Origin of the sequence: Pseudomarimonas arenosa, from assembly GCF_014841215.1 — a bacterium.
GTDB lineage: Bacteria > Pseudomonadota > Gammaproteobacteria > Xanthomonadales > Xanthomonadaceae > Pseudomarimonas > Pseudomarimonas arenosa.
The window spans coordinates 170,452-185,442 of the sequence record NZ_JACYTR010000006.1 but is presented as its reverse complement, the minus strand read 5'-3'; the positions used below and the strand labels follow the sequence as shown (position 1 = coordinate 185,442).

The following is a 14,991-nucleotide window of genomic DNA, read 5'->3' as shown; positions in this document are numbered from 1 at the left end:
TATCGGGTTACGAAGAGCTCAATCTCACCATCCGCGCGCAATCGGCCCATCAGCGTTTCCCGCAACCAAGCCCGGAAAAGTATACGTCATTTATGAATGTTATTTCGGCGACAGGACACTAGCAGCCGTCAGAACGCCGGCAGCGTAGCGCTATCGTTTCAGCGATGGATGCGACCATCCGTATCTGGCATCAGCCCTACTCGAGCGCCGCCGGCACTACGCGCCTCAGAGGGAGGAGTCTGATGCCGGCGACTGAGGCAACTCGAGGGTCAAGGAAGTCCAGTAGCTGCGCCAATCTTCGCTCGACCAGACGGGCGCGGCTTCAATGTAGACAGCGCTGAGCAGCCAGCGCCCTGCGGCCATGGCAGGCAAATCGACGTAGCCGTCGGCATCGCTGCGCAGGGCCAGTCCGGCCTCCGGCGCCTGGCGATTGACCGCACGTAACAACAGGTTAGCGGCTGGCTGCTGCCGCCACCATAGTCGAACTCGAGAAGCTCCGCCGCTTTGCTCTGGGAGGGTGATCGGTACGATCTCGAAGTTAAGGCCGATACGCCGTTGATGCTGCGGGTCATCGAGGTCTCCCAGCAAGGCCTTCGCCTCCCGTTCAACCGACTCGGCGACCGTGTCGCCGCGGTTCGACCCCGTGGCATCGTGCTCGATCAAATGCGCCCAGCCATCCTCGGCAAGATGGCGCTGAAATCGCGGCAGGCTGAGTCGCGCTACCCAGGGCTGACCACGATAGGCGACGACAGCTGCGCGAGGGCCCTGGTAGCGGAACCACCCAGCCGGCTCGATACCTTCGGAGCCCGACAGCGCGACCACCCCGTCTTCCTGGTGCACGTCGAAGCGCCGGATCGACGCCGAGCGCCTGACCACGGCCTCGCCGGCAAACGGTTCGCCGACCTTCAGCCGAACGGCCACCAGGCTGGCGGGCAGCGGTCGAAAGCTGTCCGGCTCGAGCCAGAATTCGTGCGCCGACAACGGCCAGGGAGCGATGACCAAGGCTAACATCAGGCTCAGTCGGGGGCCGAGCGCCCAGCGTGCCGAACAAGGCCGCGATCGGCGCTGATTGCGCAAGTCAGTGTTCCGCCTGCTGTCGACCGCGCCGCAACCCCCATCGGAAGATCAGCCAGCTATAGCCGAGCGCGACGGCGAACAGCAGCAACAGACCAAGGTACAGCGGCCACCAAGCAAACAGACTGATGCGCGGCGCGCCGGCCGGCTTGTCCGGCCACGGCTCGGCCAGATAGGGCCAATCGGGCATGAACGGTTTGTCGTTGATGGTCTGTCTTGGCCACTGGCCTTCGATGAACGACACCTCCTGCAGCACGCAATCGCCGACCGAGCAGGTCAAGGCAGCGACATCATCCTCAAGGCGTCGGCCATTAGGAAAACCGACCGGAAAATCCCGGCTGTAGATCATCACATCGGGCACCAGATCATATTTTCGTATCGAGAACACGTACTGCCACAGCCCGGCCAGGGCCTGGGTCTCGTTGAACCTGCCGAGAAAGGCCTGGACCTTGGCGCGTTGATCCATCACCTGCATGATCGCTGGCAGGTGCTCGCTGGGTGGCAACGGATTGAGGAAGTCAAAGCGGCCCAGTTGGGTGCGATTGGAACGCCCGACATGATCGGTCTGCTGCCCCTGCTTCATCGTGACCGCCCACAACATAAAGTTGCGCTGCTGATCTGGAAACGCCGACCAGGGTATTTGCAAGGTCATCGACACCACATTCTTGCCAAAGAAGCGCGGGAATATGAATGGGTCATCGCGCAAACCGCTGAAGATGCGAATCGATGCGGCATCGTGCAAGCCCTGCACCTGCTGCAGAGAGAGCTCAGCCTGCTCATTCAGGCGCAGATGCAAGCTGGCGTCGGCGCTGATCGCATCCGGCTTACGAATGCTGCCACCGTAGCGACGCCGGTCCTCCTCATTGTCGAACGACAGGTTGGGCTTGAAGTCGAAATGCAGGACGAACTCGATGGCCGATAGCGGCAGTGGTGGACTCTGAGTCAGACCAGGATGCACATCCAGCACGACTACCAGTCCGTGGTTATTGGGGAATGCGAACAGGTCGGAGATATTGGCATTCGGGTCACCCCCCAGCTGAGGGTCGGCATGATCAGAAGCCAGCGCGGGGGCTACACGCCAGACCAGGGCGGCAACCAGCAGCAATGCCGCCAGGCGAGACATATCACGACCTTTCATTGCGAACCTCCGCTGCACGCCGTTGCTCTGCAAGCGCGCTCAGGCCAAACGCCGGGGTGCTCGGCAGGTTGGCCAGTCCCAGCGGATTGCTCTTGATCATGCGCTTGCTGATCTGGTAACCCAGCTCTCGATAAGCCTCAAGCTGCGCCTCATCGAAGAACTGATCGGTGGTGGGCTGATCGGGAAACTGTGGGTGAAGCCGCCGGTAGGCTTCGACATCGGCCGGCAGATCGGCAATCAGCACCGCCTGGATGTACACCAGCACGCCCTCGCTACCATCGCAGTAGTAGATCTTTCCGACTGCGAACCCTTGAGTGGCACGTGGCTCATCGCCCGCATCAGTGGCCACCGGGCGCACTGCCTCAAGCTGTCCCGGGGGGAAGTGAATGTGGTGACCGAAATCAACCCGGATCCGCTCCACCGCGTTGCCGAGGTCGGCCAGAGCGTGCTGGGGGTCGGCGCCGGCCTCGGCAATGATGATGCGCGGCAGTCGACGCCGGGCCATTTCGTACAGTCCGGTGTTGTCGAAGTGGCCGCCATCCGACAGACAGATGAAGCCGGCCGTTTCGTTCAAGCCCGCGCCCAGCAGCCCCTGCCTGAGTCCCGGGTAGAGAAAGTTGGCGTGCAGCACATGGCCCAGCCAGCGTCGCCAGCGGGTCACGCGCGGATTCTGCACCCAATGCCCCAGGCCAAGATTGAAGAAGCTGAGCAGGAAGGAAACCGAACGACTGCGCGTCGCACCGACGCCGTTATTGGCCGCATTGGGATTCAGTGCAGCCCCTGAGATCGACATGGCGGTTGCCAGCGTCATGCGATTGTTGTTGAGCTTGCAGGTATCGACCCAGCCGGTGGCATCACTGCCGCAGTACAGTGGCGACAGGATGAAACAGTCTCCGCCGCGGTCGCGAAAGCGCGCATCCTTCGAACCCACCAGAATCGCGTTGCAGTTAAGGATGTGATAGGGCCCCAACCCACTCGCCGGACACATAGCACTGAGCTTAGCTGCATCAGCCTGCACCGCAGGCAGCCATACCAGGCCGGCGATCTGGCCAAGGTCGGGCATGAAGGTTTCCATCAAGCGATCGCGGTAGAGGCGCCCCGGACCGAAGTGATTGATATCGACCAGATAGCCGAATACCAGGGCCGGCAGCAGCAGGAAGACCATACCTGCAGCGACATCCCAGCCCCAGGCCTGAGCGGCGTGCCGACTGAAGGCAAAGCTAAGTAGTAGCAGGCCATAGATCAGCAGCAGGGAAGCCAGCACCGTCCAGATCGATCCATTGCTCGCGGTCTGAGCCGCCGCCTCGCTGCGCCGGCGGCGGAACTCCAGCGCACTGGCCAGCCCACCCAACACACTCATGGTGCTGCCGGCGTGCACCAGCCATTCCTTCAACAGGCGCTCGGTCAAGGGCAGGCTGGCGAATGCGAGCAGGATCGCCAGCAAGGACAGCAAGCGGCCGGAGTAGCGCTGGGCGCAGACACGCAACAGGTAGTCGCGCTTCGACATGGCGGAGAACAGATAGGTGCCAATCGAGTAGGCCAGCACCAGCAGGGCAAACAGGCCGACCACGATCAGCGCGGCGGCAAGAATCGGATTCATCCAAGGAGCTGCATTCACCGCAGATGGCAAGGAGGAGAACAGCTGCAGGCGATCAAGCACCAGCACCACGAAGGTCAGCAGCATGAAGTAGATGAAGAAGGCCAGCAGTGAATTGCGCAGGAAGTTTCCGATCAGGGCCGCCGTGCCCAGACCCTGCCCCGGCTTCAGATAGTTGCCGTGCTGGCGAATGAAATTCAGCGGTGAAACGACACCTGCAGTACGCGCACCGAGACCGCTGGTACCAAACGGAAAGGTCCAATCCTGCGCGGTTTGCGCATGGGTGAGCCAGGTGTAGCTACTGCCGATGTATCCGCCGCCGGATACGCTGGACAGGTAGTCAACGTAGCGCAGCACACCAAAGCGATCGAGGGCCTGAATCACACCGAGACCAAACGAGGCCGAGCGTATGCCGCCGCCGGACAGGCACAGCGCGCTGTACGGCTCGTCCTTGGCCACGCCGCGCTGCTGGCGCTGCGCATCGATCCGTTCACGCTCGGCCGCCTCGACGCAACTGAACTTTTCGCTGGGCTCACTGTGAGAGCTCATAACCAGGCACTCGGTTGGACGACAAGAAGGGATTCGATCAAGGTTTTCGCTTGGCCAGAATCACCTCGGCGGCCTTCTCGGCAATCATGTACACCGAGGTGACGATGAAGAACCCGGGAATCTTCGGAAACACCGAGGCATCGACCACGCGCAGGCCGTCGGTGCCGTGCACCTCGAAGTCGCCATTCAGCACGCCATTGCGATTCTGCGGGCCGATCGCACAGGTGCAGGAGGCATGGTGACCCCAGGCCCGATTCCTGACGAAGTCGGCCAGCTCCTCATCGGTCTGCACGGTGGGGCCGGGCATAACTTCTCGTTTGATGTCCCCTGAGGCAGTCAGCGGCGCGGTCATCCGACGCACAAACTTGATGCCCTCGACCACCGAGCGCAGATCCTCACCGCTTTCATCATCGCCTTCGTCGAAGTACTTGAAGTTGATCAAGGGCGGATCACGAGGGTCACTGGAGCGCAGGCGTACATGGCCGCCGGTGTTGTTGGTGTGCGCCTTCAGCACGGCCCAGGTGAGGCAGTCGAGATTCTGCGCAAACAGGGAGGAGTAGCTGGGAAAGTAGCCGCGAAACAACCCGAGCAGGGCAAAGATGAACAGGTCAGGCAAGGGGCGCTCCGGCACCGAGCGCTTGATCACCGCCAACACCGCGCCATTGGTGGTGTAAACGCCCTCGCCCTGCTGCCACTGTCGATATTGGGGGTCGCCCGCAGCAAACTTGGCACCGCGCAGCACTTCCCACGGCTGCCGCATCTGATTGACGACACCGACCTCGTAGCGGTCTTGCAGGTTTTGCCCCACGCCAGGCAGATCGACGCGAACCTCGATACCAAACTTCTCAAGCTGATCGCGCGGCCCGATGCCGGACAGCATCAGCAGCTGCGGCGTATTGAAGGCGCCACCGCTGAGGATCACCTCGCCGCCGGGCTTGACGCGCACCTGATGCAGTTCGCCCGGTTCGGCACTGGGATTCCAGCTGGCGCGATAGAGCTTGGCCCCTTTCAGATACTCAACACCGACTGCGCGCTTGCCCTCGAACAGCACGCGGGTCGCCAAAGCATCGAGTTCAATCTGCAGGTTGCCGGTGCTGGCGGCCACTTCGAGCACCCGCTCGCGACTGCCATTGCGCCGGTGACCGCGAGTCGCCAATGGTGGATAGCGCAGACCGACGGCGTTCTCGCGCACCAGACGCCAGTCATTGGGATCACCCTTACCTTCAACTTCAGCGATCTTGTTCTCGAAACTGTAGCTGTCGTCGACTTCCGACAGTGCCTTGCCAGCCGACTCCACCACCGTGCTGATCAGCGGCCAGTCCGCCAACGCCGCCTTGATCGGCAAGGCGGCTTCGGTATGCAGCCAACCGCCAAAGCCATGCCGGGTCGGGTTGATGCCAAGCTTGCTGATCCAGCGCCAGACAGTGCGGTGATGGCAGTTTTCCAGGCGTTGAAAGTAGCGCCGCATATTGAGGTGCGACCAGGAGCTGTCGCCGGTCAGCGTCTGGATATAGTCCCAGTCCGCATTGTGCGGATAGACGGTGATCATGGCGTTGTGCGCAGTGCAGCCCCCCAGCGTTCCGGCGCGCGGATACAACACGCCGCGGGTGTAGGGACCCTGACCTGCCGCAAGATCAGGCCGCGTCGGGCCACCAAACGCCGGATCCTCGGGCGGCGTGTTCTGCTGGCTCCAGTTCTCACTGAACTTCGGGTCGCGCCGCTGCTGCACCGGGTCACTGTAGTGATCGACGAAGAAGTCCCACTTCATCGCATTGTTTTCCGACGAAATGGCGTGAAATACCGGCACCTGGTAGTCATCCGGGAGGCGATTCGTCTCCGGCTGCACAGCATCACCGCCCTGCAGCTTCACCGGATCACCGCCGGCCTCCAACAACAACACCTTTTTTCCCGCCTCAGCCAGACGCGCAGCCACGGTGCCACCACCTGCACCCGAACCCACCACGATGTAGTCGTATTCAGTCTTCGATTGCATGCTCGACACCTCAAAAAAAGGCCGGCGGCGGGGCGTTTTCAACTGCACGCCGGCTTAACTGCTACATACGCTGCGGGTCTGCTGACCACTTGCCAGCCGCCTGCGGAAGAGCTCCATCCTTGAGTCTCCGAGGTAGGCTTTCATCGAACATTGGCTTTGTTGCTCTGCACCTCCCCCGGGCGGCGCTTCGCGTCGCTCGAGGTCGAGAGTGTTGTCGCCGGCCGCGTCTGTTGCTCAGTTGCTCAGACAACCGCCCGACGGCACAGACGACGGTTAGAAAGTCTTGATGAACTCGATCAAGGACTCTTTCTGCTGATCGCTGAGACCCGGCGAATTGCCTGCGAACTCGGTTCCGAAGTAGTGGCCGCGATTGACCACGAAGTCGGGGCACTTGCTGACCTCCAGCAGTCGATCGGCGATGCCGCGCTCGCGGAAGATCTCAATCGCTTGTTCCTCAGTCGCATCCTGTGGAATCTTCTTCAAGGCTTTCACCACATCGATCACCGTCGGCACGGTGCGCAAGGGATGGTCGAGATCGATATTGGAGATCAGATTGACCGGCGTACCTTTCGGAATCGGACCGATCTCGATTCCGGCATCGTCGAACAGCCAGGGCAGCCAGCGCTCCAGCGGCCCCATCAGGGCCTGCAACTTGTCGGGCAGGAAGCCGCGCGGAATTCGCAGGAAACTGCGCATGGTGGTGCGATCGATCAGGCCCGGTACCTGCTTGCCATTGGCGACGGTGTACTGCCGATCACCGGCGCGGGTCTGCGGCCACAACAACTGGCGGATCGAGCTGTCGAACGACTTCATCCGGTCTTCCACCGAGCCACTGGGGTAGAAATCGCCCAGGCTGTTGTTGAGCAGGAAGGGCGCCGTCGACCACGCTGAAATCAGTGAGGCCGGGCGCGTATAGCCGCGCCCGCCACCGGGCATCTCGAAGCGGCTCGGTTCGCCCGTCATCGGATGGTGCACGGTGATCGAGCCGACCGAAGGCAAGGTCTTGTACGACTCAGAAGTGAAGTTGTCCCAGATATTCTCGGCGATGCCGTTGGATGCCAGCGGGCTGCAGGCATTGGTCTCCAGCAAGGTCACCGGAACTCTCAGTTCAGTGGAGAGAAAGTTGTTATCGAGGAAATCCGGCGCCTGCACCAGGTCGCGCATTTCCGCCTTGAATTCCTCGCCCTTGCTCCACTCCCAGTAGGCATCCCAGCACTGCAGGTAATTGGGGCCAACGCAGCCATTGGGAAAGAAGCTATAAGCCTTCTCCGGCAATTTGCTGCTGTGGCAGCGCGCGCAGTTCTCGGCGAAGGCGATCTTGCCCTCCTGCAGCACCGCTTCATCGCTGCTGAGATGCTGCTCACCGCCGGGCGCATTGCGCAGATAGTCAGGCCGAGCCGTCGCCACGAAGAACAGGGCCAGATTCGGCGTCTGCCGCTCATTCGCCTGCCAGTAGGATGAGTTCTTCCGCGCCGTCTTGATCGGGAACGGGGTGATGGTCTTACCGCCGACCAGCGGACGGAAATGCCGCGTCCATTCCTCGCTGAACAAGCCGATATTGACGAACACGCGGTTAAGTGCACCAAGCGCGCCGACCGAATCGGCGCCGTCCTTCAATACGCGCGGGGTGAAAACCGTGTCCGGCGCTTCGAAGAACTGATTCAACGGGCTGCTCTTGGGCAGATAATCATTGAACTGTGCGTTATCAAGACTGCCACCGGCGAGCTTTTCCTCGCCGAAGCGCTTGGCGTTCTCCAGTCGTGCCACCAGGCTGTAGACAGCGTTCATGGTGCGCGGATTATTGATGTAGTCGGAGCTGACCAGGGACGTATCCAGCGCGCCTGGACGCGCGGTATGAAACAGCTGGTAGGGGAAGCTGGTCGGGTCGGCCTGCCAGGAGAAAATACGATCGATCCAGAAGTATTGCGCGCCGGGATTCGAGTTGAGATTGGCCCACTGCGGATTCTCCGGGTCCGCCGGCGGGTTGGTCGGATTGGGACCGACATGGCAGAAGCCGCAAGACATGCCGACTCGGTACGGACGAATCAGATTCTTGTTGTTGTAGTAGTCCGGATCGGTGTAGAACCGGTCGGCATCCCAGTCGGCCTGCGCTGCCTTGTCGAACGCCGGGTTGGGGAACAGACGCAATCCGACAATGCCAGTGGCGTAGCCATAGTAGGAGCCGGCTTCGATGTCCTTGCCGCGCGCGCCGATCTCCACGCCCGGATACTTGTCGGCATTCTCGAACGGATCCTTCGGACAGTCCTCATCGCGCACATCCAGCCACAGACCCCAGCGATCCGCGCGCGCTGCGCTGCCCTTGCGGAAACAGGGCTCATTGACCAGACCGAGGTAGTTCCAGCGGTTGTCACGACTGAACTTCAACGAAGGGTGGTTGGACAGGATCTTCAGAAAGTCGAGCGTGCCCTTCGAATCCTTGCCGATCTGATCCCAGAACTTGTCATTGCCTGCCGTCCAGACAATCCAGTTGTTGCGGCCACTGGCGATCGCCCTTCTGGCCTCCTCGGGCGTGATGCCGGGCACGAAGTCCTGCAGCCGCTCGACCAGGAGCTGTGCGTCCTTGCTGACGCCGTAATCCATGTCGGCAAAATAGTCTTCATCGGCACCAACCAGCTGGTCCGCGGTGACGCCGACGCACAAGGCCTCGTCTTTCACCTGCCCGTCGAATTCGCACGGGTCCTTTGCCGGTCGGGTAATCCACCAGATGATGCCCCCCGCCAGCGCCGCCAGCCCCAACACCACGATCAACTTGCGCATACGCCCCCCAGCCCAGCCAGCACGACCCCCAGGCGATGCGCAGCGCTTGCGCCTGCCCCACGGCCGATTGCAGCCGCTGCATCGCGTGAACCTGAGGCCATCAGATCGCCTGCCGGGAGCAGCGGTCAATGCTTGCCTTGCCTATGCGGCAGCCCTACCCGCGCGCACGGTGTCATCAAGGCGCGAAATATCGCACCTTGACCAATCAACATGTTAGATGCGGAGAGTGAACTAGTTCACAGCAGCGCGTTCGATCGACGTTGGCGAAAAACGATCTCGGACATGGCCGCATTTGCCAGGAAATCGCGCTGATTCGAGAGCTGCCCGACGGCTAGCCGAACCTACCCCGATGTGCCGACTGAAAAAGCGGAACTGCCGCACAGTTCTGGGATTCCAGACCGCGCGCCACCCGTAGCTGGCGCGCAGGTCGATCGCAGGTCGGCCCGCTCGCTGAGCTTGTCGATGCGAGCCTCGACAGCGCCTCGCACAGGCTGGTGGCGAGGCTTCCGGCACAGGCAGGCGGCAGAATCATCGGCCAAACTTTAGCTGATAGTTTAGCCAAGACAAGCTTCGACAGGCTCAGGGCGCGCCCTTGGCAGGTTATTGAACCGGCCCATTGATGTTTCAACTGGCCCGTTCAATAAAGCACTCAATGCATGGACTGCTCGCGCGCAGCCGCATAGTCGCTGTGAAGCGCCCGCGCCTACGGGCATGCCTGCCGTGGGCCTGTCGAACGGTTCCGGACGCGCGGGACTTGACGTTGAACAGGATGTTCAAACTTCAAGGTGCCGAATCAATAACAGACGCCCGTCGATTGCCGCGCCCCATCAAAGGCATTACTCAAGGAATCTCTGAACAAGTTCAGACTTGTTCAGACCTTCCTTAATAGTCAGCTTAGTTACAACAAACAACCTACTGCGGCGGAGCTGAGCTGAAGAACTCCAGCATCAGCTGCGCGATTTCGGCCGGCTGTTCCATCATCGGCATGTGATTGCAGTCGTCGAGCAAGACCAGGGCCGCATCGGGAATCCGCGCAGCATACGCCGTGGCGACGCTGGCATCGATGATCTGATCGTCCTTGCACCAGAGCAGCAGGGTCGGCACGGCAATGTTGGCGGCGGCGTCGCCCGGTGCAAAGGCGCGCGCCTCATCACCGGCCACCGCAGCCAGCACTTCACGCTCGAACGCCGCGCTGGCTCGACGACGCTCAATGAAGGCGCGGTCAGCCGGCCAGGGAACCCACGGCGGCTGCTTGAACACCATGTTGAGCTGACGCTCGAACTGCGCCTGATCGGTGACTTCGAACGGGTGCTTGCCTTCTCGCACCAAGTCGGAGAAGGCGTTCTCGAACGGCAGCCCGGCGGCATCCATCAGCACCAGGCGACGCAGCCAGGACGGTCGCTGACCGGCCGACATGGCGGCTATGCCGCCGCCCATCGAGTGGCCGACCAGGAATACCGACTGACCACCGCTCACCGCTTGAACGAATTGTTCAAGTCGCGCAGCCTGACCGGAGAAACTATGATCCTCATCAGCACTGCGGCCAGACTCACCCCAGCCGGGCAAGTCCGGAGCCAGCACGCGAAAACGCGTGCTGAGGTGCCCCATCACCGGCAGCCAGTTTTCCTTGGCGCCGGTGAATCCGTGCAGCAGGATCAACGGCGGGCCCTCACCGGCCTGCAGAAAGGTCCAGGTCTGGCCGTCGATGTCAATCTGCTGCTCACTGGCTCCCGCCAGCCAGCGCTGACGGGCGAATTCGGCCTCAAGCACCCAGTGTGGACGCAGCCCGGCGACGACCAGGAAGCCGATCAAGGTACCGAGCAGCAGCCCCGGCAACAGCGCTCGCCGACGACGCTTGGTCACTTAACCACCTTTCGCCTCGGCGAATAGTGCTTCGATCGAGGCGATGGTGATCGGGTGATAACCTGCGCGCGCCTGGGCAAACACATCACGGGCGAATTGCAGACCATCCTTCGACTTGGCCAATTCCTGGTAGATCGGCATGATCAGCTTGCGCCGACCAATCGTCTGCAGGAACTCGGCAATCGCCGGGCGCGCCTCGAAATAACCGCTGCGCAGCGCCAGCGGATACCAGCGCATGGCAATCTCGCCGTTGGCCGTGCCGGTGAAATTGAACGCCTGATCCAACTCGACCATCTGTTCTCCGTCGAGTTCGTTCGGCATGCCATCGAGCAGATGCAGCCACTGCTGGGTCACCCAGCCGCTGGTGTCGAGATCCTTGGCCAGCGTTCGGCCTTTCAACCAGCGCTGGCGCGCCTTGTCTACCGCCTGCAAGCGTTCTGATTGCACCTTGGGGGCGACCTTCGGCACACCGGCCTGATGCAGCCAGGCTTGCAGTTCCTTTTCGCTGACCGCATTGGGCTTTTGCGGCAGCAGCACGGTGCGTAGATGGTCGACGAAGTCTTCAGAGCTGACGCTCTCGAAGGCATGTTGATCAAACCAGCTGCGCAGGAACGGATCGAAGATCTCGCGACCAAAGCGCTGCTCGAGGAAACTCAGGAACCAGTGACCCTTGACGTAGGCCACATCGGACAGTGCTTCGTCGGGATTCTTGCCCTCTTGCCGCGGCAAGATCAGGATCTGCTGCTCAGGCGGCACCTCTTTCAGCTCATCGGCCAGTGCCGTGCGGTTGATCACCACTTCCATGTCGGCGAAATCCTGCCCGTACACGGCCTCGCTGATGCGCCCCTCGACGTAGTTGGTGAATCCTTCGTTGAGCCAGATGTCCTTCCAGCTGGCATTGGTGACCAGATTGCCCGACCAGCTGTGCGCCAACTCGTGGGCGATCAGGGCCACCAGGCTCTTATCGCCGGTGATCACGGTCGGCGTGATGAAACTCAGCCGCGGGTTTTCCATCCCCCCATAAGGGAACGACGGCGGCAGAATCAACAGGTCGTAGCGTCCCCAGCGATACGGCCCGTATAGCGATTCGGCCGCTTGAATCATCTGTTCAGTGTCGCTGAATTCGGCCACTGCCGCATCGACCGTGGCAGGCTCGGCCCAGACCCCAGCGCGCTCGGAGATCGGCTTGAACACCAGATCGCCAGCGGCGATCGCCATCAGGTAGGACGGAATCGGCTGAGTCATGCGAAACACATAGTCGCCATCGCGAGCGGTGTCCGGCTGATTGTCAGCACTCATCAACACCATCAGTTTGGGATCGCTTTCGATGTGTGCCGAGTAGGTATAGCGCACCGCCGGCGTATCTTGCAGCGGTACCCAGGAGCGGGCATGAATGGCCTGCGATTGACTGAACATGAAGGGCAGACGCTTGCCGGCAGTCAATTCGGCGGGCAGCCACAGCAGGCCCGAGGCCTCGGGCGATGTGCGATAGCGGATCCTCACCGTTTCGTACTGTCGCGGCATCTTGATGCTGAGCATCTGGCCGAGGATCGGGTCCTTCTCAGACAGGCTCCATTGCAGGCGAAACCAACCGCTGTCGCGGCGCTTGCCCATCACCTTGTCGATCACCAACTCGCGGGTATCGAGCTGCAGACGGCGATGCTCGGGATCGGTCCATTCCAGCTGCAGGTCGGCACTGCCCTTGATCATGCGCTGATCGAAATCGATTCGCAGATCCAGCCCAAGATCGACCACCCGCACCTTGTCCGGCTCGGCATAGGAGTGCTCGTCACCGGCGCGCGGCGCGGCGTCGGAGGCAAACACAGTCGACGACAGCAACAGACCCAGCAAGGCGAAAAGCATGAATCGCATCGAACTACCTCGGCGGCTAAACCGCCGCAGTGTACCGCAGGGGGAGCAAGGCTCGGGGCTGGCGTCGAAATTCTGTGCCCGCGCCACCGCAGGCACCTCGCGCGACCGCATCGCACCCTGAGCGTGCCGAACGGTGCCTGAAGGCGCGACAGGCTTGCCATTGCGGCTGCACTTGATCAGGCTTCTACAGGCTCGGCCAGGGTCACGAGCTACACCCCCACACCCCACCTCATCGCAGCCAGAGCGTGCCGAAGGGTGCATGAAGATGTGAAGACGGCGCTGTTGTCGAGCACCACCCCGACTTAGGTCAAAATCGGTTGCTCTGGCCTGCGCTAAGGTGGCGGACAGATCGACCGATGGGCATGGCCATGGACAAATCCAGTCAGATTGCGTTGCTCGATAACCCCACCGCGCTGCAACGCTATCTTGAACGTGGCCAGCCGCCCGACAGCGCCCCCCGGCTCGATCGTCAGGCCTGGTGCGAGCGGGTGGCCGACGAAGACGCGGCTCAGGTGTTTTCGGCGGCCGAGGCCATCGGCCTGCCCCTGGCCCGACTGGATGGCATCGAGGTCGATCAGGCGGTGCTCAACCTGATCCCGGCCGAGCGGGCGCGGCAGCTGTCCGCCCTACCCCTGCTGCAGCACGCCAAGGGTCTGCTGGTGGCGGTCGACAATCTGAGCGATGCCAGCGCCTTGGCCGCCCTGGATTTCCTCAGCCAGTGGCCAGTGAGTCTGGTGATTGCCACCAGCAGCGATATCCGCAATGCCATCGCCCGCCTCTACGACAATGCCGAAGACGCCGAAATCGCTCGTCAGCTGGGCCTGGGCGGCGGCAAGAAAATCGAAGACAACCCACGTGAATACGAACGACTGGCGCAGGAAAAGCCGACAGTCAAATTGATTCACGGCGTCATGGAACAAGCGCTGTACCGACGTGCGTCTGACATTCACTTCCGGCCCAACTCCAAGCACCTCGATCTGCTCTATCGGATCGACGATGAGCTGGTGTTGGTGCGAAGCTTTCTGCGCGAGCTGGCGCCGGCGCTGGTGTCGCGCATCAAGGTGTTGGGCAAGATGAATCTGGCCGAACATCGACAGGCGCAGGATGGCCGAACCCGCCTGCGCACCGATGAGGGCAAGGAGATCGACCTGCGCATCTCGGTGATGCCAACGGTGCACGGCGAAAGCGTGGTGATCCGCCTGCTGGACACCGAGCAGAGTCTGAAAACCATCGATCAGATCGGATTGAGTCCGCTGGATCGTGATCACATGACCGACCTGCTCAATCGCAGCCATGGCCTTTTCCTTGCCACGGGCCCCACCGGCTGCGGCAAATCCACCACGCTGTATGCCATGCTGCTTGAACTGCGCAAGCAGAACATCAATATCCTGACTATCGAAGATCCGGTCGAGTACCAGATCGACGACGTACAGCAGATGCAGGTGAATCGCGCTGCAGGGTTCACCTTCGCCCGGGCGCTGCGCAACTTTCTGCGCCACGATCCCGACGCCATCATGGTCGGCGAAATTCGCGACGGTGAAACCGCCAATGTGGCGGTGGAGAGCTCATTGACCGGCCATCTGGTGCTGTCGACCCTGCACACCAATACCGCTGCCACTGCGGTGACCCGCCTGCTGGATCTTGGTGTTGAGCCGTTCCTGCTGCGCGCCTCGTTGGCCGCGGTCATGGCGCAACGGCTGGTACGACTCAATTGCGCCTACTGCAGCCAGGTCGAGCAGATCGAACCTTTGATCAGAAAGACTCTCGGCGTTGCCGAACATGAAACCTTCTACCGTGGCTCGGGCTGCTCGCGCTGCAACGGCCTGGGCGTCTTCGGCCGCGCGGCAGTGTACGAACTACTGTTCATCAGCGAACCCTTGCGCAAGCGGATCTGCCACGGTGCCGAAGCCGACCAAATTCACCAGCAGGCCGTAGCCGAGGGCATGGTGCCAATTACTGAGCGGGCGATCGAAATGGCGCGCGCAGGCACGATCTCGCTAACCGAAGCGTTCCGGGTGCGCGCCGTATGACCAGCACGATCACAGCTTAACGCTGCGTTCACTCGACTATCACAGAACCTTCGAGGGCCATCTGCCAAGCTGCCGCCATCGTGTGTTGTGCCGAGGC

General features: G+C 61.7%; 8 protein-coding genes. 1 reads left to right on the top strand and 7 read right to left on the bottom strand.

Annotated elements, in window-relative coordinates:
- Nucleotides 1–225: 225 nt before the first annotated feature.
- The 7 genes from IFO71_RS05020 to IFO71_RS04990 all read right to left on the bottom strand — a co-directional run bounded on the left by IFO71_RS05020 (nucleotide 226) and on the right by IFO71_RS04990 (nucleotide 12,864).
- Entirely contained in the window at nucleotides 226–1,011 is a 786-nt protein-coding gene (locus IFO71_RS05020; RefSeq protein ID WP_192028442.1) for a DUF4198 domain-containing protein, read from the bottom strand.
- A gap of 67 nt (nucleotides 1,012–1,078) precedes the next feature.
- Complete coding sequence (locus IFO71_RS05015; RefSeq protein ID WP_192028441.1) at nucleotides 1,079–2,212, bottom strand: hypothetical protein; 1,134 nt, start codon at nucleotides 2,210–2,212, stop codon at nucleotides 1,079–1,081.
- On the bottom strand, nucleotides 2,199–4,358 hold the full coding sequence (locus IFO71_RS05010) for a patatin-like phospholipase family protein (protein WP_192028440.1): 2,160 nt from the start codon (nucleotides 4,356–4,358) through the stop codon (nucleotides 2,199–2,201). Before IFO71_RS05010 ends, IFO71_RS05015 begins: the two co-directional genes overlap by 14 nt.
- A 37-nt stretch (nucleotides 4,359–4,395) precedes the next feature.
- Nucleotides 4,396–6,351 (bottom strand): GMC family oxidoreductase, encoded by a 1,956-nt coding sequence (locus IFO71_RS05005; RefSeq protein WP_192028439.1) that lies wholly within the window; start codon nucleotides 6,349–6,351, stop codon nucleotides 4,396–4,398.
- A gap of 273 nt (nucleotides 6,352–6,624) precedes the next feature.
- Nucleotides 6,625–9,129 carry a hypothetical protein gene (locus tag IFO71_RS05000; protein WP_192028438.1) on the bottom strand — a complete coding sequence of 835 codons (2,505 nt, stop codon included), beginning with the start codon at nucleotides 9,127–9,129 and terminating at the stop codon, nucleotides 6,625–6,627.
- Between the two features lie 912 nt (nucleotides 9,130–10,041).
- Nucleotides 10,042–10,992, bottom strand: coding sequence for an alpha/beta fold hydrolase (locus IFO71_RS04995; protein WP_192028437.1), 951 nt, complete (start codon nucleotides 10,990–10,992; stop codon nucleotides 10,042–10,044).
- A complete protein-coding gene (locus tag IFO71_RS04990) occupies nucleotides 10,993–12,864 on the bottom strand; it encodes a M1 family metallopeptidase (protein ID WP_192028436.1) in 1,872 nt (623 codons plus the stop codon). It lies immediately after the preceding gene.
- 368 nt (nucleotides 12,865–13,232) lie between these two features.
- On the opposite strand from IFO71_RS04990, the gene IFO71_RS04985 reads away from it, so the two are divergent.
- Nucleotides 13,233–14,894, top strand: a complete 1,662-nt coding sequence (locus tag IFO71_RS04985) for a GspE/PulE family protein (protein WP_192028435.1) — start codon at nucleotides 13,233–13,235, stop codon at nucleotides 14,892–14,894.
- The last annotated feature ends 97 nt before the right edge of the window (nucleotides 14,895–14,991 follow it).